Origin of the sequence: Micromonospora sp. NPDC005237 (assembly GCF_040607775.1) — a bacterium.
Taxonomy (GTDB): domain Bacteria; phylum Actinomycetota; class Actinomycetes; order Mycobacteriales; family Micromonosporaceae; genus Micromonospora.
In genome coordinates this window covers 102,872-124,856 of the sequence record NZ_JBEXHJ010000007.1, presented here as the reverse complement: position 1 = coordinate 124,856, position 21,985 = coordinate 102,872, and the positions used below count along the sequence as shown (strand labels likewise).

At 72.8% G+C, this 21,985-nt stretch carries 22 protein-coding genes and 2 pseudogenes; 13 read left to right on the top strand and 11 right to left on the bottom strand.

Going from position 1 to position 21,985, the window contains the following annotated elements; all coding sequences use genetic code 11:
• The first annotated feature begins 11 nt into the window (after window positions 1-11).
• Window positions 12-2,105 (top strand): amino acid transporter, encoded by a 2,094-nt coding sequence (locus ABZT87_RS20190; protein ID WP_355137301.1) that lies wholly within the window; start codon window positions 12-14, stop codon window positions 2,103-2,105.
• A 77-nt stretch (window positions 2,106-2,182) separates the two neighbouring features.
• Here the strand turns inward: ABZT87_RS20190 and ABZT87_RS20185 are convergent, their stop codons facing one another.
• Together ABZT87_RS20185 and ABZT87_RS20180 are read right to left on the bottom strand one after the other, a co-directional pair.
• Window positions 2,183-2,383 carry a hypothetical protein gene (locus tag ABZT87_RS20185; RefSeq protein ID WP_355137299.1) on the bottom strand — a complete coding sequence of 67 codons (201 nt, stop codon included), beginning with the start codon at window positions 2,381-2,383 and terminating at the stop codon, window positions 2,183-2,185.
• Between the two features lie 276 nt (window positions 2,384-2,659).
• Window positions 2,660-2,866: a hypothetical protein gene (locus ABZT87_RS20180; protein ID WP_007460667.1), complete on the bottom strand. Its 207-nt coding sequence runs from the start codon at window positions 2,864-2,866 to the stop codon at window positions 2,660-2,662.
• A gap of 252 nt (window positions 2,867-3,118) precedes the next feature.
• On the opposite strand from ABZT87_RS20180, the gene ABZT87_RS20175 reads away from it, so the two are divergent.
• Window positions 3,119-3,946 carry a hypothetical protein gene (locus ABZT87_RS20175; RefSeq protein WP_355137297.1) on the top strand — a complete coding sequence of 276 codons (828 nt, stop codon included), beginning with the start codon at window positions 3,119-3,121 and terminating at the stop codon, window positions 3,944-3,946.
• Window positions 3,947-3,989: 43 nt separating this feature from the next.
• Here the strand turns inward: ABZT87_RS20175 and ABZT87_RS20170 are convergent, their stop codons facing one another.
• The 5 genes and pseudogenes from ABZT87_RS20170 to ABZT87_RS20150 all read right to left on the bottom strand — a co-directional run bounded on the left by ABZT87_RS20170 (window position 3,990) and on the right by ABZT87_RS20150 (window position 8,872).
• Window positions 3,990-5,195 (bottom strand): low temperature requirement protein A, encoded by a 1,206-nt coding sequence (locus tag ABZT87_RS20170; protein ID WP_355067763.1) that lies wholly within the window; start codon window positions 5,193-5,195, stop codon window positions 3,990-3,992.
• Window positions 5,196-5,488: 293 nt separating this feature from the next.
• Window positions 5,489-6,556 carry a hypothetical protein gene (locus tag ABZT87_RS20165; RefSeq protein ID WP_355137295.1) on the bottom strand — a complete coding sequence of 356 codons (1,068 nt, stop codon included), beginning with the start codon at window positions 6,554-6,556 and terminating at the stop codon, window positions 5,489-5,491.
• A gap of 396 nt (window positions 6,557-6,952) precedes the next feature.
• A pseudogene (locus ABZT87_RS20160) lies at window positions 6,953-7,617 on the bottom strand (FAD-dependent monooxygenase); the annotation flags it as partial.
• Window position 7,618: 1 nt separating this feature from the next.
• The gene (locus tag ABZT87_RS20155; RefSeq protein ID WP_354862794.1) at window positions 7,619-7,966 is read right to left on the bottom strand and encodes a TcmI family type II polyketide cyclase; all 348 of its coding nucleotides are present in this window, start codon (window positions 7,964-7,966) and stop codon (window positions 7,619-7,621) included.
• A 102-nt stretch (window positions 7,967-8,068) separates the two neighbouring features.
• On the bottom strand, window positions 8,069-8,872 hold the full coding sequence (locus ABZT87_RS20150) for a BTAD domain-containing putative transcriptional regulator (RefSeq protein ID WP_355137293.1): 804 nt from the start codon (window positions 8,870-8,872) through the stop codon (window positions 8,069-8,071).
• Window positions 8,873-9,319: 447 nt separating this feature from the next.
• Here ABZT87_RS20150 and ABZT87_RS20145 point away from each other — a divergent pair, with 447 nt between their 5' ends.
• From ABZT87_RS20145 to ABZT87_RS20105, 9 genes and pseudogenes are all read left to right on the top strand, one after another.
• Window positions 9,320-9,658, top strand: a complete 339-nt coding sequence (locus ABZT87_RS20145; RefSeq protein ID WP_354862797.1) for a TcmI family type II polyketide cyclase — start codon at window positions 9,320-9,322, stop codon at window positions 9,656-9,658.
• Window positions 9,655-11,424 carry an acetyl-CoA carboxylase carboxyltransferase subunit alpha gene (locus ABZT87_RS20140; protein WP_355067767.1) on the top strand — a complete coding sequence of 590 codons (1,770 nt, stop codon included), beginning with the start codon at window positions 9,655-9,657 and terminating at the stop codon, window positions 11,422-11,424. Before ABZT87_RS20145 ends, ABZT87_RS20140 begins: the two co-directional genes overlap by 4 nt.
• A complete protein-coding gene (locus tag ABZT87_RS20135) occupies window positions 11,421-12,104 on the top strand; it encodes a biotin/lipoyl-containing protein (RefSeq protein WP_355137291.1) in 684 nt (227 codons plus the stop codon). The genes ABZT87_RS20140 and ABZT87_RS20135 overlap by 4 nt, the downstream gene beginning before the upstream one ends.
• 19 nt (window positions 12,105-12,123) lie before the next feature.
• On the top strand, window positions 12,124-13,566 hold the full coding sequence (locus ABZT87_RS20130; RefSeq protein WP_355137289.1) for an acetyl-CoA carboxylase biotin carboxylase subunit: 1,443 nt from the start codon (window positions 12,124-12,126) through the stop codon (window positions 13,564-13,566).
• Window positions 13,563-14,345, top strand: coding sequence for an SRPBCC family protein (locus tag ABZT87_RS20125; protein ID WP_355137287.1), 783 nt, complete (start codon window positions 13,563-13,565; stop codon window positions 14,343-14,345). Before ABZT87_RS20130 ends, ABZT87_RS20125 begins: the two co-directional genes overlap by 4 nt.
• Window positions 14,338-14,742, top strand: a complete 405-nt coding sequence (locus ABZT87_RS20120; RefSeq protein WP_354862623.1) for a cupin domain-containing protein — start codon at window positions 14,338-14,340, stop codon at window positions 14,740-14,742. The genes ABZT87_RS20125 and ABZT87_RS20120 overlap by 8 nt, the downstream gene beginning before the upstream one ends.
• On the top strand, window positions 14,739-16,013 hold the full coding sequence (locus tag ABZT87_RS20115; RefSeq protein WP_355137285.1) for a beta-ketoacyl-[acyl-carrier-protein] synthase family protein: 1,275 nt from the start codon (window positions 14,739-14,741) through the stop codon (window positions 16,011-16,013). Before ABZT87_RS20120 ends, ABZT87_RS20115 begins: the two co-directional genes overlap by 4 nt.
• On the top strand, window positions 16,010-17,260 hold the full coding sequence (locus ABZT87_RS20110; RefSeq protein ID WP_355137283.1) for a beta-ketoacyl synthase N-terminal-like domain-containing protein: 1,251 nt from the start codon (window positions 16,010-16,012) through the stop codon (window positions 17,258-17,260). Before ABZT87_RS20115 ends, ABZT87_RS20110 begins: the two co-directional genes overlap by 4 nt.
• Window positions 17,257-17,583: pseudogene (locus ABZT87_RS20105) on the top strand (antibiotic biosynthesis monooxygenase family protein). The gene ABZT87_RS20110 and the pseudogene ABZT87_RS20105 overlap by 4 nt, the downstream one beginning before the upstream one ends.
• Before the next feature lie 48 nt (window positions 17,584-17,631).
• On the opposite strand, the gene ABZT87_RS20100 reads toward ABZT87_RS20105, so the two are convergent.
• Genes ABZT87_RS20100 through ABZT87_RS20090 form a run of 3 tightly spaced genes read right to left on the bottom strand, consistent with a single transcriptional unit; the run spans window position 17,632 to window position 18,899 of the window.
• Window positions 17,632-18,027, bottom strand: a complete 396-nt coding sequence (locus ABZT87_RS20100; protein ID WP_354862628.1) for a DoxX family protein — start codon at window positions 18,025-18,027, stop codon at window positions 17,632-17,634.
• Window positions 18,024-18,680 carry a hypothetical protein gene (locus tag ABZT87_RS20095; protein WP_355137281.1) on the bottom strand — a complete coding sequence of 219 codons (657 nt, stop codon included), beginning with the start codon at window positions 18,678-18,680 and terminating at the stop codon, window positions 18,024-18,026. Before ABZT87_RS20095 ends, ABZT87_RS20100 begins: the two co-directional genes overlap by 4 nt.
• An 18-nt stretch (window positions 18,681-18,698) precedes the next feature.
• Window positions 18,699-18,899 (bottom strand): hypothetical protein, encoded by a 201-nt coding sequence (locus ABZT87_RS20090; RefSeq protein ID WP_355137279.1) that lies wholly within the window; start codon window positions 18,897-18,899, stop codon window positions 18,699-18,701.
• 73 nt (window positions 18,900-18,972) lie between these two features.
• On the opposite strand from ABZT87_RS20090, the gene ABZT87_RS20085 reads away from it, so the two are divergent.
• Window positions 18,973-19,650, top strand: coding sequence for a TetR/AcrR family transcriptional regulator (locus ABZT87_RS20085; protein ID WP_355137277.1), 678 nt, complete (start codon window positions 18,973-18,975; stop codon window positions 19,648-19,650).
• Between the two features lie 299 nt (window positions 19,651-19,949).
• Window positions 19,950-21,344, top strand: coding sequence for a class I adenylate-forming enzyme family protein (locus ABZT87_RS20080; RefSeq protein ID WP_355137275.1), 1,395 nt, complete (start codon window positions 19,950-19,952; stop codon window positions 21,342-21,344).
• Here the strand turns inward: ABZT87_RS20080 and ABZT87_RS20075 are convergent.
• Window positions 21,239-21,964, bottom strand: a complete 726-nt coding sequence (locus ABZT87_RS20075; RefSeq protein ID WP_355137761.1) for a 4'-phosphopantetheinyl transferase superfamily protein — start codon at window positions 21,962-21,964, stop codon at window positions 21,239-21,241. The two genes, ABZT87_RS20080 and ABZT87_RS20075, sit on opposite strands and share 106 nt — an antisense overlap.
• Window positions 21,965-21,985 lie beyond the last annotated feature (21 nt).

The window sequence follows — 21,985 nt, the reverse complement described above, 5'->3', positions numbered from 1 at the left end:
TGGGACGGGCGATGGCTGACGAGCACCGGGCGAGACCGCGACGCTGGAACGGACGACGCCATACGCCGACGGGACCGGACCCGGCCCTGCGCGCCGCCCGCGACCCGGCCCGCCCGCACTCCGGCGGCCGGCGGGGTGTCGTGGTGCCCGAGCGGGTCGACAGTCCGGCCCGGTCGGCGCCGCCGGCCAGCCCGCTGCGCCGGTGGCTCTTCCAGCACCAGGTGCAGCCGCCCGGCCCGGAGGCCGAAGAGGGGCAGAGCCGCCGGCACCCCTGGTGGCAGGTGATGTGCCTGACCGGCGTGGACTACTTCTCCACCCTGTCCTACCTGCCGGGCATCGCGGCGGTGGCCGCTGGTGCGCTGTCCCCGCTGGCGACCATGCTGATCGTCGCGCTGACCCTGTTCGGCATGCTGCCCATGTACCGCCGGGTGGCCCAGGAGAGCCCGCACGGGCAGGGCTCGGTCGCGATGCTGGAACGGCTGCTGCCGTTCTGGCGGGGCAAGATCTTCGTGCTCGTGCTGCTCGGGTTCGTGGCCACCTCGTGGATCATCACGATCACCCTGTCCTCGGCCGACGCCACCGTGCACCTGCTGGAGAACCCGTACCTGCCGGACGCCCTGCACGGCCCGGCGGTGCCGGTGCTGGTCACTGCGGCGCTGCTGCTCGTCCTCGGCGGCGTGTTCCTGCTCGGCTTCCGCGAGGCCGTCGTGGTGGCCATCCCGCTGGTGGCGGTCTTCCTCGTCCTCAACGCGGTGATCGTGGTGGTCGCGGTGACCCGGATCGTCGAGGACCCCGCCATCGTGTCGGACTGGACCACCGCGCTGACCGCGGGCGGCGGGGCGGGCCACGTCCTGATCACGGCCGTGCTGGCGTTCCCGCTGCTGGTGCTGGGGCTGTCCGGCTTCGAGACCGGCGTCAGCATGATGCCGCTGGTGTCGGCCGACGGCCCGGACCCGGCGGCCCGGCTGGCCGCCCGGATCCGCAACACCCGCCGGCTGCTCACCACCGCCGCGCTGATCATGTCGGTGTACCTGATCTCGACGACCTTCGTGACCACCGCGCTCATTCCCGCCGCCGCGTTCCGCCCGGGCGGCCCCGCGAACGGTCGGGCGCTGGCCTTCCTGGCGCACACCTATCTCGGCGAGGGTTTCGGCACCGTCTACGACGTGAGCAGCGTGCTCATCCTCTGGTTCGCCGGCGCGTCGGCCATGGCCGGCCTGATCAACATCGTGCCCCGCTACCTGCCCTCGTACGGCATGGCCCCGGAATGGGCGCGCGCGGTACGCCCGGTGGTGATCGTCTACACCGTGGTCAGCGTCGCCATCACGATCGCCTTCCGGGCCGACGTCAACGCCCAGGCCGGGGCGTACGCTACCGGCATCCTGGCGATGATGGTCTCCGGCGCGGTGGCGGTGACCATCTCCGCGGTCCGGCACCGCCAGCGCGCCGCCGGCATCGGGTTCACGGTGCTGACCCTGGTGCTGCTGTACGCGCTGTTGGAGAACGTCGTCGAGCAACCGGACGGGATCACCATCTCGGCGCTGTTCATCCTGGGCATCATCGTGGTGTCGCTGATCTCCCGCGTCACCCGGACGACGGAGCTGCGCGCCGAGCGGATCGAGTTCGACGAGCCGGCCCGCCGGTTCGTCGCCGATTCGCTGGCTCATGACGGGCAGTTGCACCTCATCGCCAACAAGCGGCAGAGCGGCTCAGCGAAGGAGTACACGATCAAGGAGCGGGCGCAGCGGAGCATCAACCCGGTGCCCGGGGCCGCCGACGTGCTGTTCCTGGAGATCGACGTGGTGGATCCGTCGGGGTTCAGCCAGGTGCTGCGGGTGCACGGCGTCGAGGTGGCCGGCTTCCGGGTGCTGCGGGCCAGCAGCCCGGCCGCGCCGAACGCGATCGCCGCGATCCTGCTGGCGCTGCGCGACGCCACCGGGGTACGCCCGCACGCGCACTTCGAGTGGTCGGAGGGCAGCCCGATCGCGCATCTGCTGCGCTACCTGATCCTCGGCCAGGGGGACACCCCGCCGGTGGTACGGGAGATCATTCGCCTTATCGAGCCCGACCCGCTGCGTCGGCCCGGCATCCACGTCGGCGGGTGAGCGCGTGCATTGCTGGTGTCATTGAAGATGAATGGCAGCACTGTTCACGTTCACACCTTTCTGTCCGTATTGCGGCCTTAAGGTGACCTTTGGTGGAGGGCGCGCAGCCGGCCGGCGAGGTCGGCGGCGAAGAAGTCGAGGAAGCCGTCGGGGTCGCCGCCGGCGTTCTGCAGAACGACGTGGTCGAAGCCGGCGTCGACGTACGACCGGACCTTCGCCACGTGCGGCTCGGGATCGGGGCCGACGGCGAAGAGCTCGCGGATGTGCTTCTCCTCCACGTGCGCGCTTGCTGCGTCGACGACACGCTCCCGATTCCGTCCGCCCGCTGACGCCGGTCGCTCGGGACCGACAAACGCCGCCCACGCCTCCGAACCAGCCTCCTAGGACGCGCTGCGCGGTGTGACGGTGCCCGTCCGCGCTGCGCGGTGTGACGGTGCCCGTCCGCGCTGCGCGGTGTGACGGTGCCCGCCCCGGGGCGGGCACCGTGCCCCTCAACCCCGGGCGGCAAACGGCCCGCGCCCTGGACGGGCGCGGGCCGGTGGACCGTGTTCGTCCTACTTGGACGGCTCGGGCAGCTTGCAGTCGACCTTGGGGTTGGCCCCGATGTAGTTGAGCGGTCCGGCCACGATCGTGACCAGGATCGTGCCGGCCTCGGCGCAGTTGGTGTCGTCGCCGCTGTAGTAGCCCCGCTGGCCGCCGGCGATGGCGCCGATCACCAGCCAGATCACGACGATGACTCCGAGTATCGAGGTGCCGCGCATCGCTGCCTCCTGAAGGAATGTGGTGGATCTGAGGTGCAGGCGTTGTACCCAATCGGGTCGCGCGGCTAACGGTGGGCGTCCGGCACCTACGCCGGATCCTCCGTCCGGCCGATGCCGTCCGCCGTCGGTACCGCGTCGGCATCGGCCGCCCGCATCGCGTCCCGACGGTCGGCTATCGGATCGCCGACCGACCCGGCCGCGGTACGGGCGACCGGACGTAGAACTGCCTCACGGCCCCGCCGAGGAGGACCCATGAACGCGCCGACCCCATTTCTGTCCATCGACCGCCCCGAGGACGTCGCGGTCGCGGCCCGCGCGCTCGCCGGCGGCGCGGTCGTCGCGGTGGCGTTCGCCAACTTCTACGCGATCGTCACCCGGCCGGACGCGACCACCGTCCGCCGGGTCAACCTGGCCAAGGGCCGCCCGGTCCACCAGGTCGGCAGCATCACCACCGCCATCGGACGGATCCCGGGAATGTTCGACTGGTCCCGGATCTCGCCCCGGCTGCCGATCGGCCGGGTGCGGGCGCTGATGGACGCCCTCTACGGCGCCGGGCCGTTCGGATTCCGGGGCCCCGCCGCCGACCGGCTGCCCGAACACCTCACCCAGCTCGACCACGGCCTGCGTACCACCCAGGTCATCGCTCCCGGTCTGACCTGCCCGTCCAACACGTTCTTCGAGCGGGCGCTCGCCGAGACCGGCACCGATCACCTCTACATCACGTCGGCGAACCGGTCCCGACACCACACCGGGGTGGTCGAGGAGCCGGCGCACTGGAAGGCCGGCGCGCTCGCCGCCGACTTCGCCCACCTCGACGACCTGGTGGTGCTCGCCCACCCGGACGAGGCGGCCGCCCGCGCCGCCTACCCCGGCTACCTCACCACCTCGGTGACCCTGCTCTCCTTCCACGCGCCGGAGTGCGAGCTGGAGGAGCCGCCGGTGCTGACCGTGGACCGGCACGGTTCGCTGCACCTGGACGACGTACGCCGGGCCGCCGCTCCGCTGGGCCTTCAGGTGCGCCTCGGCAACACCGCCGGGCGACGGTTGCAGGTCCGGGGGTACGCGGGAGCGCTGGTGTGAGCCATCACCGGATCGGCCTGCCGGTGCTGGCCGGTGCGGGGGGTCAGTGCGGCGGGGCGGGGGACTCCGGCGGTTTGCCGCGACTGCGGCGATAGTCGGCGTACGCGACGCCGGCCAACACCAGCAGGGCGCCGAGGGAGGCGCACAACGGCGGCAGGTACATCGCCGCCGGCGCGATCGTCAGCAGCGCCAGGAGGCCGCCGGCCCGCGACGGCGACACCCGGCTGAACACCTCGTACTCGAATGAGGACCGGCCGACCAGGAACAGCGCCGGGCCGCCGAGGATCACCGCCACCCAGGCCGGCGGCGTACGGCCGGGGTCGTCGTGCAGCACCAGGTCGAACCCGGAGGCCGTGACCACCACTCCGGAGATCATCAGCAGGTGGGTGTACGGCGCGGTGAACAGGAACTTGCCCGGCGCCCCGGACATCTTGATCGCCGTCGGCAGCAGCTGGCCGGACTTGTGGACGTAGATCCGCCAGAGCAGCAGGGTGGTCGCGAACGCCACGGCGAACGACGCGATGTTCTGCGCCGCGGAGTGGGCCAGGTTGAACATGGTGCCGATCGTCAGGATGGCGTCGCCGAGGGCGATGATGAAGAACTGCTGGTACCGCTCGGAGAGGTGCTCGGCCGTGACGTTGCGCTGCGGCTCCGGCACCACCCCCAACCCGGGCACCGGGTACGCGAGCCGGAAGCCGCCGTAGTCGATGGCGAGCGCGATGGCCCAGCACGCCAGCCGGGCGTCGCCGCTGACGAACCCGCCGATGATCCAGGGGATCGCCGACACGGCGAACCAGACGAAGATGCGCACGGCCCTGCGCTGGGTCTGCGGTTCCCGGCGCACGGCCGGCACCAGGAACAGCCCGCGCCCGAGGTGGATGGCCACGTACGTGGCGGCGAAGACGATTCCCCGTGCGCCGAACGCCTCCGGGATCGCGGTGGTCATCAACAGGGCGCCGAACATCACGGCGCTGATCAGCAGCTTGATCTCGGTGCGGTCCGGGTCGTACAGGTCGGTGACGAGGGTGGTGATCGCCCACGTCCACCAGACGGCGGCCAGCAGGATCAACGACTGACCGGCCCGATGCCAGTCGAGCTGGTTGACCATGCCCCGCGAGATGAGGGCGAGCGCGACCACGTACACCAGGTCGAAGAAGAGTTCGAGCAGCGTCACCCGGCGGGGGGCATCCGGGTCGCGCACCGGCGGTCGGCTCTTGCGGTCCCCGGGCTCCGGCGCGGAGAGGTGCACGATTGCTCCTGCGGTGCCGGTGGACGCGGCGAGCCATCCGGCCCACCTCGACCGACGCTAGCCAGCGGTCGGACGCGCCACTCCGGATTCGTCTGGTCGTCCCCCGACCGGGGAGGCGGTTGATCGACTCGGCTCTCCTGAGGCCGGGGTGTCCGGGCGGGTGGATGGCCCGGTTTTCGGGACATCGGGTCGATCACGGCCCTGGCTCTCGGCCCCCGACTGCTCCGCCACAACGACGGAACCCCCGGGCCGACCGTCGGGAAGACGGGCGCCCGGGGGTTCGCTGTCGGCTCTCAGCCCTGGCTGCCACCCGGCAACACCGCGGTCGCCTGGTCACCGGCGCCGGCCAGCACCCGCGCCTGCTGGGGCCAGGTGGCCAACGCGGGTGCCGCACGTAGACCGGCGGTCCGGATCAGGTCGCGCAGCGCCGGCTCGTCCAGCTCGCCGAGCTGGCGGTAGGTGCGTACGCCGGCCGCCTGCAACGCGGCCGCCATCTTCGGCCCGACCCCCTGGATCCGGCGGAAGTCGTCCGCCGGGCCCGTCGGTTCGGTGTCCGCCTGCGTCGGCGTGGTCTCGGCCATCCGGACCGGCGGGGCGGCCCGCACCGGCTCGGCGTCCTCGACGTCCGCCGAGGTCGCGCCCGCCGCAACCGCCGGCGTCGCCTCGGCCGGGGTGACCTCGGCGTCCGTGGTCTCGGCCTGCGTGACCTCGGCCTCGTTGGTCTCGGCCGGGCTGGTCTCCGCCGGGCTGGTCTCGGCCGGGATGGCCTCGGCCTCGGTGGTCTCGGCCGGGTTGGTCTCGGCCGGGTTGGTCTCCGCCTGCGCGACCTCCGCCGGGGTTGCCTCGGCGTGGGACGCCTCGGACGGCAGGGTGTCGATGCTGTCGTCCATCGGCTGCCGCGGGGCGATCACCGTCGCCGGGGCGGGCTGCTCGTCGACCGCGACCGGCTCCGGTTCCGCCGCGACCGCGGGCGGTTCGTCGACCGCGTCGGTCCGCTCGGTGGCGGGGACGGGCGGCGGGGCGTCGGTGAGGGCGATGTCGCCCGTGTCGACGGCGTCCGGGGCGAAGTCGTCCCGCGTGGTCATCGCAGCCGGTGCGCTGACCGTGTCCACCGGGGTCGGCTCCTCGGTGACCGCGGCCGGGGGGGCGTCCACGGCCGCCGCCGGGGAGGCCTCGTCGGTGGCGGCCGGCGGCACCGGAGTGTCGATCACGGCCAGGCCGGCGACGGGGTCACCGTCCACGATCGACTGACCCTTCCCGCTGGCCCGCGTGTCCTGCCGGCCGCGCAGCAACCATCCGGCGGCCAGGCCCAGCAACAACGCCAGTACCACTATCAGCGAGTGTCCGATAGACCACTCCACGGCGAACCTCCCTCTCATTTCATCGAAAAAGTCACGAGAAAAACTCGCCGCAGCTTTGCACACGCGCTTTGCCGATGACAGAGAGGACCGGTCGTCGGCACGATGGTCGGGACGGTCACCTCAGCTGGTGCCTGACGGGTGACGCAGCGTCGCAGCCACGGCAGGACGGAACCGGCGGGCCCCGTGCGCCGTTCGACGGCGTTCCGCGCGACGACCAGGGCCGGGCCCCGGGGTGACCGCCGCCCACGCAGCGACCCGGGTCGGCGCCGTGTCGCCGTGCCCGGGTCGGTGGTGCCGCGCTCAGTCCTCGTCGCCCTCGTAGGTGTGGAAGTCGTCGACGAAGCGGCACCGCAGCGGGGGCACCCGACTGGTCACTCCGAAGTAGCCGCGCGCGCCGAGCAACGCGAGTCGGCCCACCACGCCGAAGATCAGCGAGATGCCCTTGCGGACCCGCTCGGGTACGAGGTCGCGGGTCTGCGCGGTCAGCGGAATGCGGGTGGCGATGTTGATGGTGCCGGCGTCGCGGGTGACCGCGTGTGGCAGGTACTGGTGGCGTACCGCCGAGTGTGTGCCATCCGCCGCCACCAGCAGGTCGCCGATGGCGCTGGTCCCGTCGGCGAAGTACGCGGTGACCGTGCCGTCGTCGTGCTGCTCGTACCGGACGAAGGTCTTGTCGAAACGCACCACGTCGCCCAGGTCGGTCAGCAACACCTGGCGCAGCACCATCCGGGCCACCGAGTGTTCGGTGCGCACCGGGTCGACGGCCGGCCGCAACTCGAACGAGGCGGTCTGGCGCAGCCGTTGGGTGACGACGTTGAAGTAGCTCGGCGGCTGGGCGCAGGTGGCCAGGAACGTGGCGACAGCTTCGGCGGCAGGCACTCGCGCAGCGCCCGGCTGCCGGTGGGGCCGATGCCCACCCGGTAACCGAGCAGCCCTTCGGCGCTGTGGTGGTGCCGTTCGTAGACGGCGACGCTGATCCCGGCGCGACGCAGCCCGTGCGCGAGGCGCAGCCCGCCGGTGCCGGCGCCGATGATCAGGACGTGCGGCGGGGCGGTGGACATGTCAGCCGGCCGGGTGGGGCGCCGCCACGTCGGCCGCGTCCCAGCGGTAGAAGCAGTCGGCGATGGCGTCCTGGGGGGAGCGCCAGGTCGACAGGTACGGCGAGGTGTGGGCGGCGAGTCGCTCGTTGACCTGCTGGAAGAGCGGGTGGTTGCGGGCGGCGGCGAGGGCGCCCGGGTCGACGTCCGAGGTCTCGATGAGGTGCACGAACACGTCGTGCAGGCAGTACAGGGACCGGTGCGTGACGCCGGTCAGACCGGGCAGTTCGGTGGCGTCGGACTCGGCGAAGATCTGGGCGACCCGCTCCTCCGCGCCCGGGATGATCCGGTTGACGATCAGTAGACGACTCATGTGAACCCTTCCGCCGGTGGCCGATCCCGGCCCGTGGGCCGGTGGTCACGTGCTCGTTGCGCCCACCGTGCCGCAGGGTGTGTCACGTCACCGTCACGTGCGTCACCCGGCCGATGACGGCCGGGCGGCGGGCTCCCGGCCGACGGCCGCCGGGCGGGTGGCCGCCCGGATCGGGGCGAGCGTGTCGTCGAGCAGGGCGCTCATCGCCGGGCTGGGCTCCAGGCGTAGCTCCCGGCGCAACAGGTCACGGTAGACGTAGAAGGCGTGCACGGCCTCGAAGGCGTTGCCCTCGGCGAGATGGATGCGCACCACCAGCCGGTGTGGCGTCTCGCGCAGCGGCTCGGCGGCCATCGCCTCCAACGCGGCATCCAGCGCCTCGCCGTGCCGCCCCGCCGCGAGGTGCTGCGCGGCCACCTGCTCCAGCATGTGCAGGCGCAGTTGTCGCAGCCGTTCCCGGTCCAGCAACACCCAGTCGTCGTACCAGCCGGGCAGCAGGTCGTGCCGGCCGGCGGCGAGCGCCCCGGCGGTGGTCCGCGGGTCGTCACCGTTGCGGACGCGCGCGGCCGTCTGCACGAGGTCGTCCACGTCGACCCGTACCGCCGGTGCCAGTCGGACCGTGTCGCCGGCCACGACCATCGGGCAACACGGGTCCTGCCGCAGCCGCCACAGCGCGGTGCGCAGCGACGACAGCGCCCGGTCCTCCGACACGTCGGGCCAGAGCAGCCCGGCCAACTGGCTGCGGGTCGCGCCGGGACGCAGCCCGATCAGCGCGATCACCCGTTGCAGACCGCGCGGCACCACGATGTGCGCGGTGGCGTGCAGGAGCCGGAAACCGCCGAGCAGGTGCAGTGCGAGGTCGGTCTCGCCGGGACCTGCGGCGGTCGGCACGGACGGCTCAGCGGCCACGGCGGCACCCCCTGCGGAACGCTCGTCCCGACTGTCTGCTGTGTCCCGGATCGGCTGCCGCCTTGCATTCCGTCGACCCCGTCGACGGAATGCGACCACGGCTGTGAAGGCGCGGCACCGCCCGCCGGAGCCGCCGGGTTGACCACCGTGAAGATTATCAATAGTGGTCACGGTGAGTCAACGCCGATGTTGGCCTTCCCTCAGCCGCGCTCAACCATGAGATCGGTTCTGAACTGCTAGAACATCATTCTCTCGGGTCGGGGCCGCATTCATGGGACGCATAGCTCATACACAGGTTGCGTCAACGCAGCGTCACCGTGCAGCGCTGCCGGTCGGGCCGCTGCGGTGACGCCGCCGTGACGACGACTGCCGCATCGTGGCGGCAGTCGTCCAGCACGTCCGGAGGTTCACCGGCCGGCCCGGACGCCGTTGGGGGGAGGCCCAGCCATGGACCGATCGCTGATCGTCGCGAAGGTCGTACCGACCGCCGAGGAACAGGTCGCCGACATCTTCGCCGAGTCGGACGCGACCGAGCTGCCGCGCCTGGTCGGCGTCCGGCACCGCTCGCTGTACCGACTGCACGACCTGTACGTGCACCTGCTCGACACCGAGCATCCGGCGCAGGAGGCGGTGGAGGCCGCCCGTGGTCACCCCGAGTTCGTCCGGGTCAGCGACCGCCTGCGGCCATACGTCTCGCCGTACCTGCCGACCTGGCGCTCGCCGCGCGACGCGATGGCGCACTGCTTCTACCGGTTCGACGCCCCGGACGCCGGGGGGCGTTCGTGACCGCCCCCGCCGGGCACGCGGAGCAACTCTGGTCCCGCTGCGCCGGCTGTGCGAGCCTGCTCTACCGCAAGCGGCTGCGACGCAACCTGGACGTCTGCCCGGAGTGCGGTGAGCACACCCGGCTCGGCGCCCCGGAACGCCTGCGGCAGCTCGTGGACCCGGGGTCCCTGCGCCTCCTGCCCGACCGGCTGCCCGAGGCGGACCCGCTCGACTTCGTCGACGTGCTGCCGTACCCGCACCGGCTCAGCGCCGCGCGGGCCAGCACGGGCCTGGCCGAGGCGGTCCTCTGCGGGACCGCCACCATCGGCGGACAGCCGGCCGCTCTGGCCGTGATGGACTTCCGCTTCCTCGGCGGCAGCCTCGGCTGCGCGGTGGGTGAGCTCATCACCCGAACCGCCGAGCGGGCGCTGGACGACCGGGTGCCGCTCATCCTGGTCACCGCGTCCGGTGGGGCACGGATGCAGGAGGGCGCCCTGTCGCTGATGCAGATGGCCACGGTCAGCCAGGCCATCGCCGCGCTGCGCGAGGCGGGTCTGCTCACCGTCAGTGTGCTCACCGACCCGACCTACGGAGGGGTGGCGGCGTCGTTCGCCACCAACACCGACCTGGTGCTCGCCGAGAGTGGCGCCCGGATGGGTTTCGCCGGACCACGGGTGATCCGCCAGGTCACCGGCCGGGCGCTGCCGGAGGGCTTCCAGACCGCCGACTTCCTGCTGCGCCACGGTCAGGTGGACATGGTGGTGCAGCGCCGGTCGCTGCGGGGTCGACTGGCGGCGCTGCTGGCCGCGGCCCGCGCCGGCCGTCCGGCGCGTGCGCCCGTACCCCGTCAGGAGCCGGCGCGACACCACGAGAGCCTGGCCGGCGCGGCCCCGACGGTCCCGCCGGCGGAGGCCGACGGCCACCGCCCGGTCGGGGAGCGGCCGGCCGACGACGGCCCGACACCTGCGGTACGCGACGCGTGGGACACCGTGCGCACGGCCCGTCACCCGGGTCGACCCACCACCCTGGACTATCTCGACTCGGTCTTCGACGGGTTCGTCGAGCTGCACGGCGACCGGCTCGGCGGGGACTGCCCCGCCATCGTCGGCGGTGTCGCCCGGCTGGCCGGCCGGCACGTCATGGTCATCGGCCACCAGAAGGGGCACACCACCGCCGACCTGGTCGCCCGCAACTTCGGGATGGCCAGCCCCGCCGGGCACCGCAAGGCGCTGCGACTGATGCGTCTCGCCGCCCGCCTCGGCCTGCCGGTGGTCACTCTCGTCGACACCCCCGGCGCCGACCCGGGAATCAGCGCCGAGGAGCAGGGCCAGGCGGCAGCCATCGCGGAGAACATCCTCACCCTCACCGTGCTGCCCACCCCCGTCCTCGCGGTGATCACCGGTGAGGGCGGCAGCGGTGGCGCGCTGGCCCTCGCCGTCGCCGACCGGGTGCTGATGCTCCAACACGCCGTCTATTCGGTGATCAGCCCGGAGGGCTGCGCCGCCATCCTCTGGCCGGACCGCTCCGCCGCGCCGCAGGCCGCCCGCGCGCTCCGGCTGACCGCACCCGACCTGTGTCGCCTCGGCGTCGTCGACGAGATCGTCCCCGAACCGGCGACGGCCGCCCACGACGACCCCGCGGAGACCGCCCGACGGCTGCGCGCCGCGCTGCTGGCGAACCTGCTGCCGCTGCTGGACGTGCCGCCCGCCATGCTGGTCCGCCTGCGGCGGCAGCGGTTCCGCCGGTTCGGCGCCCCGCGCGCCGGTGCCCGGGCGGGTGCCCGATGACCGCCGCGCCCACGGTCTCCACCGTGGACGGCCCGAACGGCCGACCCGACGTGGACGGCCGGACCGACGCCGAGGGCCGCGCCGACGCCGAGAGCCCGAGCGCGGCGCAGAGCGGCCCCGAGCCGGCCGACGCCCGCGACGGTGTCCGCCCGGACGGACGTCAGCCGGCGGACGGGCACCCGAGGACCGACGCGGACGGCGAGGAGGTGCTGGTCGGGCTGCGTCGACAGGCGCAACACCTGCTCGCCGAACTCCCCGGTCCGGTGCGTCGGATCCGGTTGTGCAGCGGGACGACGGTGCTGGAGGTCCAGTGGCACCCGGACGAGGCGGCCGCCCGGCCGGACGTACCCCGGGCACTGCCGCCGGCCGGCGCCACACCGTCGGCGGGCGCGGGCGTGCCCGGCCCGCCGGCCGCGCTGATCCGGCCGCCGGTCCCCGGGCGCGCGGCGGTCCGGGCGCCGATCGTCGGCACGTTCTACCGCGCGCCGGAGCCCGGCGCGAGGCCGTTCGTCGCGGTGGGCGACCTGGTCAGCCCCGGGCAGCCGGTCGCGATCGTCGAGGCGATGAAGCTGATGAACGAGGTGACCGCCGACCGGGCCGGGCGGGTGGCCGCGATCCTCGTCGAGGACGGCCAGCCGGTGGAGTACGACCAGCCACTGGTCGAGCTGGATCCGGCCTGACGGCGGGGATGGGTGAACCATGTTCGAGACCGTGCTGATCGCCAACCGGGGTGAGATCGCGCTGCGGGTGCTGCGGGCGTGTCGGGAGCTGGGTGTGCGCACGGCGGTGGTCTACTCCGCCGCCGACGCCGACTCGGCGGCCGTGCGCCTCGCCGACCAGGCCGTCCGCATCGGGCCGGCGTCGAGCCGACGCAGCTACCTCAACGCCGCCGCGATCGTGGAGGCGGCCCGGCAGGTGGGCGCGCAGGCCGTGCATCCCGGGTACGGCTTCCTCTCCGAGGACGCCGACTTCGCCGAGATCTGCGCGGACAACGGCCTGACGTTCATCGGCCCGCCGCCGGCGGTGATGGCGGCGCTGGCCGACAAGTCCTCGGCCCGGGCCCTCATGAGCCGGGCCGGGCTGCCGCTGCCGGCGGGCAGCGTCGCGCCGGTGGCGACCGCCGCCGCGGCGGCCGAGGTCGCCGACGCCATCGGCTACCCGGTGATCGTGAAGGCCGCCGCCGGGGGCGGGGGCCGGGGGATGACAGTGGTGCGCCGTCCGGCCGAGCTGGCCCGGGCGTACGCGCGGACACGGGCCGCCGCGCAGGCCGCCTTCGGCGACGACCGGGTGTACGTCGAGCGGTACCTCACCGAGGCCCGGCACGTCGAGGTGCAGGTGCTCTGCGACTCCCACGGCAACGGCGTGCACCTGGGCACCCGGGACTGCTCGGTGCAGCGCCGGCACCAGAAACTCATCGAGGAGGCGCCTGCTCCGGCGCTGTCCGCCGCGGCGCTCGACTCCATCGCCGAGACCGCGCTGCGGGGTGCCCTGGAGGTCGGCTTCGTCGGCGCGGGCACGCTGGAGTTCCTGGTGGACGCCGAGGAACGCTTCCACTTCCTGGAGATCAACTGTCGGATCCAGGTGGAACATCCCGTCACCGAGATGGTCACCGGGATCGACCTGGTGCACGAGCAGCTGCACATCGCGGCCGGGGTGCCGCTGCGGTGGCGGCAGGAGGAGATCCAGCTGCACGGCGTCGCCGTGGAGTGCCGCGTCAACACCGAGGACCCGGAGCGCGGCTTCGCGCCGACGCCCGGCCGCCTGGAGCGGTTCACCCCGCCCGGCGGCCCGTTCACCCGCGTGGACACCCACGCCAGCGCCGGCTACCTGGTCGGCCCCTGGTACGACTCGCTGCTGGCCAAGGTGATCGTCTGGGCGCCCGACCGGGAGCTGGCGCTCAACCGGCTGGAGCGTGCCCTGGAGGAGTTCGACATCGCCGGGCCGGGCGTGCACACGACCATCCCGTTCGTCCGGCGGGTGCTCGACGACGCCGCGTTCCGCAAGGGCCGCTACACCACCGGCCTGGTCGACCGCCTGCTCGCCACTTCGCCGCCGGTGCCCGGGCAACGGCCGACGGCCACCCCCACACCCCGCGCCGCGCCCGCCGCGGAGCCCGACGTATCCAACCGGAGGACCCGATGACCGTCACCCATGGTCGCCCGATGACCGCCGAGATCACCGACATCCTGGTGGCGCACTGCGGACTGGACGCCGACGCCGCCGCCCGCGCGCCCGCCGCGTCGCTCGAGGAGTTGGGCATGGACTCGCTCGCCCTGCTGGAACTCTCCGCGGTCGTCGCCGACCGGTGGCAGGTGAGCATCCCCGAACAGGCCGGGCAGCTGAGCATCCCGGCGGTGGCCGACCTGGTCGCCCGGCGCACCGACCCGCCCGGGCACACCGAGAACTCGGTGGTCATCGACGCGCCGCTCGCGCTGGTCTGGGACGTCACCAACGACGTGGCGAACTGGACCGAGCTGTTCACCGAGTACGCCGTGGTGGAGATCCTGCACCGCGACGGGCACACCGTGCGGTTCCGGCTCACCATGCACCCCGACGAGTCCGGGGTGGCGTGGAGCTGGGTCAGCGAACGCACCGCCGACCCGGTCAGCCGACAGGTGCGGGCGCACCGGGTGGAGACCGGGCCGTTCGAGTACATGCGGATCCACTGGCGCTACACCGAGGAGGCCGGCGGCACCCGGATGACCTGGACGCAGGACTTCGCCATGAAGCCCACCGCGCCGGTCGACAACGCCGGGATGACCGAGCGGATCAACACCAACAGCGTCATCCAACTCGCGGTGATCAAGGACCGGGTGGAGCGGATCGCCCGGCAGCGCGAGGAGCAGAACAGCCCGGCGGCCGGCGCCGCGCAGGACAGCCCGGTTGCCGCCGGCGAGTCGACGGGGGCCGGCGATGAGTGACCTGGGCACCCGGCCGATCGGCGCGGCGGACGTACCGGCCGACCGGCGGCGCGGCGGCGAACTGCGGGTGCTGCTCGGGCCCCGCACCGTCGGCAGCACCTCGGGCTTCCTCGGGGTGGCCACCCTCGCGCCGGGGGAGCGGATCGCCGAGCACTACCACCCGTACAGCGAGGAGTTCCTGTACGTGGCGCGTGGCGCGATCACGGTCGACCTGGACGACCAGCCCACCGAGGTCGCGGCCGGGGAGGCGCTGTTCGTGCCGGTCAACGTGCGGCACCGGCTGCGCAACACCGGGTCCGAGCCGGCCGAGGTGGTCTTCCACCTGGGCCCGCTGGCCCCGCGTCCGGAGCTGGGACACGTCGACACGGAGCTGGTCGAGCAACGGGGCGGGTCGTGAGCGGGCGTCGCACGGTGGTGACCGGCATCGGGGTGGTCGCTCCCGGCGGCGCCAGCCGGGACCGCTTCTGGAAGACCATCACCGAGGGACGTACGGCCACCCGGCGGATCAGCTTCTTCGACCCGTCGCCGTTCCGCTCCCAGATCGCCGCCGAGTGCGACTTCGACCCGATCGCCGCGGGGCTCACCGACGCCGAACGGAGCCGCGCCGACCGGTACGTGCAGTTCGCGCTGGCCTGCTCCACCGAGGCGATCGCCGACGCCGGCCTGGTGCTCAGCGACGCCGAGCGGGACCGCGCCGGGGTGGTGCTCGGCACCGCCGTGGGCGGCACGATGGCCCTGGAACAGGAGTACGTGCGGGTCAGCGACCATGGCCGGCGTTGGCTGGTCGACGCGGCGCTCGGCGGCCCGTACCTCTACCAGGCGCTGGTGCCCAGCAGCCTGGCCGCCGACGTGGCCTGCCGGCACGGGCTGCACGGCCCGGCGCAGGTGGTCTCCACCGGCTGCACGTCGGGCATCGACGCCATCGGCTACGCCCACCAGCTGATCGTGGACGGCGAGGCGGACATCGTGCTGGCCGGCGCGGCCGACTCGCCGATCTCACCGGTGACCGTCGCCTCGTTCGACGCGATCAAGGCGACCAGCCCCGACAACGACGACCCCGCGCACGCCTCCCGTCCCTTCGACGCCGACCGGCACGGGTTCGTGCTGGCCGAGGGCGCGGCGGTGCTGGTGCTGGAGGAGGCGGGGCACGCCCGCAGGCGGGGCGCCCACATCTACTGCGAGGTCGCCGGCTACGCCAGCCGCAGCAACGGCTACCACATGACCGGGCTGCGCCCGGACGGGCTGGAGATGGGCCTCGCCGTCACCGACGCGCTGCGGCAGGGCGGGATCATCCCCGAGCAGGTCTCCTACATCAGCGCCCACGGCTCCGGGACCCGGCAGAACGACCGGCACGAGACGGCCGCGTTCAAGCGGGCGCTGGGCCAGGCCGCGTACCGGGTGCCGATCAGCTCGATCAAGTCGATGGTGGGGCACTCGCTCGGCGCGATCGGGTCGATCGAGATGGCCGCCTGCGCCCTCGCGATCGAGTTCGGCGTCGTGCCGCCGACGGCCAACTGGAGCACCCGCGACCCGGAGTGCGACCTGGACTACGTACCCAACGAGGCGCGGGAGGTGCCCGTCAACGTGGCCCTGTCGGTGGGCAGCGGGTTCGGCGGCTTCCAGTCGGCGATGGTGTTCTGTCGACTGCCTCCGACGGTGGCGGCGTGAGCGCCGCCCGGGCGGTCGTCACCGGCATCGGGGTGGTCGCGCCGAGCGGCGTCGGCGTGGACGCGCACTGGCGCACCGTGCTGGCCGGCACCCGGCGCACCGGGCCGATCACCCTGTTCGACCCGGCCGGCTACCCGACCCGCTTCGGCGGCGAGGTCCCCGACTTCACTGCCGACTCCTACGCCGACAGCCGGCAACTGGTGCAGACCGACCGGTGGACGCACCTCGGCTTCGCCGCCACCCGGCTGGCGCTTACCGACGCCGGCCTGCCCGAACGGGCACCCGACCCGTACGGCTACGCGGTGGCCCTGGCCAGCTCGTCCGGGGGCAACCTGTTCGGCCAGCGGGAGCTGCAACGGCTGTGGGGCGGGACGTCGCGCACCGTCGGCGCGTACCAGTCGATCGCCTGGTTCTACGCGGCCAGCGTCGGGCAGCTCTCCATCCACCACCAGTTCAAGGGGCCGAGCGGGGTGCTGGTCGCGGAGACGGCCGGCGGGCTGGACAGCCTCGCGCACGCCGCCCGCGCCGTACGCCGGGGCACGCCCGTGGTGATCGCCGGGGCGACCGAGTGTCCACTGAGTCCGTACGCGCTGGCCTGCCAGCTGCGCTCCGGGCTGCTCAGCGACGTCGCCGACCCGGAGCGGGCGTACCGGCCGTTCGACGCGGCGGCCAGCGGCTACCTGCCGGCCGAGGGCGGCGCGGTGTTCGTGGTGGAGGAGCTGGGGCACGCCCTGTCGCGGGGCGCCCGGATCTACGGCGAGGTGAGCGGCTGGGGCGCCACCCACGACGCCGCGCACACCACGGCCGACAGCGCCGGCGATCCGGGCCAGTACGCCCGCGCGATGCGGCTGGCCCTGGGCCGGGCGGGTGTCGCGGCGGCCGGGATCGACGTGGTGCTGCCGGACGCTCTCGGTGTGCTCCGCTACGACCGCAGCGAGGCCGAGGCGCTGCGCGCCGTGTTCGCCGACCGGTCGCCCCCGGTCACCACCCAGAAGCCGTTGACCGGCCGGGCACACCAGGGCGGCTCGGCGCTGGACGTGGCCACCGCGCTGCTCGCGTTCGCGCACGACACGCTGCCCGCGTCCGCCGCCCCGGACGAGGTGGCCGACGGGTGCGAGCTGGACTTCCTGCGCGAGCATCGCCGGCCGCGCAGTCGGCTCGCGCTGGTCTGCGCGCGGGGCTTCGACGGGTTCAACAGCGCGCTGGTCCTGCGGGGGGCCGCGCCGGCGAGGGGAGAGACGCCATGAGCGAGCAGCGGGCCCCAGTGGTCTTCCTGGTCCGGGTGCCGCTGCCCCGCACCGAGGAGTTCCTTGCCGCGTACGAGGAGGTGCGGCATCTGGTCGCCGGGGCATCTGGTCGACCAGGTCTGCCGCTCGTCGACCGACCCGGAGAAGTGGCTGATCACCAGCGAGTGGGCGAGCCTTGCCGACTTCGAGACTAGGAGCGCACCGAAGAGCACCGGGACCTGGTGCGCCCGATGCGGGAGTGCTTCACCGACGCCCGTTCGCTGCGCTTCCAGATCCACGCCCAGACCCCGGAACGGGCCCGCGATGAGGTCAGGGTCCGGTAGACCCATCCAGATCGGCGCTGTGGGGGTATCCGAGCGCCCGGATGCGTACTAGAGCCGTCGGGTTGGCGGACGCAGCGTCCAGGACAGCAGCGCCAGCCCGGCGACCATGGCAGGTGGGATGAGGTTGGTGGCCGATTGACGCGTGGCGACGATTGAGGCGGCCGCACCGATCATGTTGATCAGGATGCCGGCGTAGGCCCATTCCTTCAGCCGTGGCAGGCGGGGCGCGAGCACCACCACCCCGGCGATGAGCTTCGCGGTTCCCAGGATGGTGGCCAGGTAGCTGGGATACCCGAGGTCGATCATCGCCGGGTAGAACGGCGGCATGTGGAGCAGGTCCATCGTGCCGCCGATGGCGCATTCAGCGACGACGGCTGCGGTGGTGACCCAGTAGGTACTGGCCCGGCCAAGACCTCGGGCGGCGGTGGTGGGTGCCGTGGTCATGACTGCTGCTCCCGGGCAGTGCCGGCGGCAGCGTCGTCGGTCCGGTGGCGGGCCACGTCTGACGGCGGGGCCGGCAGGGCGCGGTCCCGGCCCTTCGTCCCGGCCCGCTGGGCCAGCTCGCAGAAGCCGTCTGATCCGATGCCCAGGCCGATGTTGGTCATGTTGTTCAGGTGCTCGCTGGCCACCAGCCAGACGATGTCGCAGACCTCGCGCTCGGTGTAGTGGCGGGTGAGCCGGACGAACGTGGTGGGCTCGACCTTCTTGTCGCGGGTGAGCTCGGTTGCGTAGTCCAGGGCCGCGCGCTGGGCATCGGTGAACAGCGGGCTGGTCTGGTACTCCGGCAGCGCGTCCAGCCGCGCCAGGTCGTCGGGCGTCTTGGTCATGACGTACCACCTGGCCGCGTCCATGCAGAACATGCACATGTTGGTACTCGCCACCTGCTCGCGGATGAGCAGCGCGGTCTGCGACGCAAGCCGGAGTTTCCGGTCCAGTCTCGGTAGCTTGCCGTAGAAGGACCCGAACGCGAGGGGCATGCGAGGGGGCAGCACCTTGATCGGGGTCATCACCTTGCCGAACTGGCGGCGGCTGACGACATACACCATCTTCATGATCAGGCCCCGCGGCTTGTCGATCGGGGGCAGGTACGGTGCCATTGCTGGCCTCCTCTGACGTCAATCCACCTCTGCCGACGCGACGGCGGGCATGGCCTGAAACGGCCGGGACTGGTCCGATTGGTATTGACCACGACGGTCCGGTGATCCGCCGCTCAGCGATCCCGCCCGATCACCCCGGGCCGGCGCGAGGCGGGCGCGATGAACCCGCTCGACCGGGCGCAGCGTCCGCGCCGGGCCGAGGGTCGCGGTGCTCGCCATGTGTGTCTCCTGTGGAGTAGAACTCTCATTTCAAGAGTACAACTCTCGAAATGAGAGTGGTAGTCTCGATCATGTGGCGACCAGGGTCAGCGGACAAGGGTCCCGCGACGGGCAGGCGCGGACCCGCCTGGCTCGCGCCGCGGTCGTTGCGGCCGCGCGGGCCCTGTTCCTTGAGCGCGGCTACGCCGCAACGACGATTGAGACGATCAGCAAGGTGTCGGACGTCCCGCCCGCGACGGTGTACCGGCTGTTCTCTTCCAAGCTCGGGATCCTCAAGGCGCTGCTCGACCTCTCGATAGCCGGTGACGACCAGGCCGTAGCGTTGCCCGACCGGCCCATGGTCCGTGCGCTTCTCGCCGACCGCGACCCCAGGAAACAGCTGTCAGGTTTGGCCGGCCTCGTCCGCGGCATCATGTCCAGGGCCGAGCCTGTTCACCGGATTCTTGTCAGTGCGGCGGGCACCGATCCCGATGCCGCCGCACTGCTCGCCGAGCTGACGCGGCAGAGGCAACACGGCCACGCGCAGTTCGCGCGGTCCCTCGCGCGCACCGGCGCCCTACAGCCGACACTGCGCGAACGCGACGCCGACGACATCATCAACGCGCTCACGTCCCCGGAGGTCTACCGCTTGCTCGTCAGCGACCGAGGCTGGTCTCCGCAGCGGTACGAACAATGGCTGACGGAAATCCTCATCGGCCAACTGCTACCTGCGCCGGCGGACACGTCGACCGCACCTGGCGCCAACGACTGACCGAGCTCGTCCACACTCACCGACTGCGTTCCCACATCGGCTCGGGTTCCCGGAGAACGCGGAATCCGCTAACCCGGCTTCACGGAACCCGAGTCGATCATGCACGTTGGGCCGTGATGGCGGTCCGAGTGACGGTGGGCACCGGTATGTGGCAATCGGTCCGGGCGCTCTGTTTGATCTAGCCATTTGCATCTAGCGATGCTCCGCGCGGCTGTCGTAGGGTTCCGTCAGCACCCCGAAAGTTGTTCACAAACGGTAGCTATGCCCTAATTTGTGCTGCGGGTTGAACGGCGAGGGCGATGGATCAATCGACAGGAAACCTTACGGCTGAAGACCCTGGATGGGTGGACGACATCCTGTTCTCCGGCCATCCGACCGATGTTTGTCTCCGCCTGCCGGAATCGATCGACCGGGTCACCCTGCACCGGCTGGTGACCGCCGCGCAGGACCGGCTCATCGCTGCCGGCCTGCGCCCCGGTGGCGCCGCCGCGCTACGACTGCCGCCGTCGCTGGCGTACGTGGTGAACCTGCTGGCCACCTGGCGCACTGGCGCACAGGCGATCCTGCTCGACCACCGGCTGACCGACCACGAGGTGGATCGGGCCCTGGCCCGGCTCACCCCGCAGGTGGTGATCGCGCCGCTGCGGACCTCCGGCGGCGCGCTGAAGGTCTTCGTCGACGTCACCGAGAGCATCACCCGCTACGCCGACCGGCCGGCGGTCAGCGGGCACGCCGTGATCCAGCTCAGCTCCGGTTCCACCGGACCGTCCAAGGTGATCGGCCGTACGGCCACCGACCTGGTCGCCGAGGTGGGTCGCTACACCCGCATCGACGGCGTGCCGCTGCCCGGCGAGCGCATCATCCTGCTGCCCTCCATGGTGCACGTGCTCGGGCTCGTCGGCGGCCTGCTCTACGGCCTGCACGCCGGGGTCGAGCTGGTGCCGCCACAGCGGCTCAGCGGCGACGCCGTGCTGGCCGCGATCGCCGCCGACCCGACACCGGCCACCGTGCTGGGTGTGCCGTTCCACATCGGTCTGCTCGCCTCCACGCGGCCGTCCGACCCCCTGCCGCAGTTGCGGCGGATGACCACCGGCGGCGAACTCGTGCCGGCCGCCGTGGCCCAGGCGTTCACCGACCGGTACGGGGTGCCGCTGGGCAACATGTACGGGATGACCGAGGTTGGGGTGATCGGCACCGACCTGCACGGAGCGCACCGGCCGTCGATCGCCCCGGCGCCCGGCATCGAGGTCCGCGAGTCCGGCGGCGAGCTGTGGGTGTCCTGCCCGGCGTCGCCGTACGTCGGGCTGAGCGACCCGACCCGCTGGGCCGACGGTTGGCTGCACACCCGCGACGCCGGCATCGTCGACGCCGAATCCGGCCTGGTCACCGTGCGCGGCCGGCTCGACTCGCAGGTCTCGGTGGGCGGAATGAAGGTCGACCTCACCGAGGTTGAGGCCACCGTCGCCGAGCTGCCCGGCGTGGCCGCCGCCGTGGTGGTGTGGGACGACGGCATCACCGCGTACGTCCAGCCGGACGGCCCGCTGTCGGAGGAGATGCTGGACAAGCTCCTCGCCGAGCGGTTGGCCGGCTACAAGCGGCCCCGGGTGCTGCGTCTGCTCGACGCGTTGCCCCGCACCACCACCGGCAAGCTGGTCCGTTCGACCGGCGCGCTGCGGTCGGCGGCGACGTCGTGACCGGCCCGCTGCACCACCTCGACGTCGACGTCGACGCCCGCCTCGGCGCGTACCGCGACGGCCAGGACGAGACCGCCACCCAGCTCCGGATGACCGACCCGCAGGGGCTCGCCGCCGGGCAGCGGGCGCAGCGGCAGCCCGGGCCCGACCGGTGGGGGCATCTCCCGGAGCAGTCCGCCGGCGCGCAGCCCCAGGCCGAGCGCCTTGCCGACCGCCTCCTTGGCGGTCCACAGCCGCAGGAACTCCGCCGCCCGGCCGGCCTCGGGTCGACCGGCCAGCCAGGCCAGCTCGTCCGCCGAGAACCAGCGGCGGGCCAGCGCGAGTGCGGGCAGCGGACGGATCTCCTCCACGTCCACGCCGACCGGGCCGGCCGCACGGGCCGCGACCACCACGACCTGACCGGCCCGGCTGACGCTGACCGGCAGCTCGACGGGCCCCGGGTCCGCCAGAGCGGCGACCCGTACGACCGGGTTGCCGGCGGGGCCGTGTGCCAGCACCACCTCCGCCTCGGCGCGGCCGAGCAGCGCCGCGCCCGCCCGCCGCAGCAACCGCACGGCGGGACCCGGCCGACCGCCGGCGTCCCGACCGACCCACACGTACGCGGTGTCCCGATCGGACACCGTCAGTTGGCCCACGCAGAG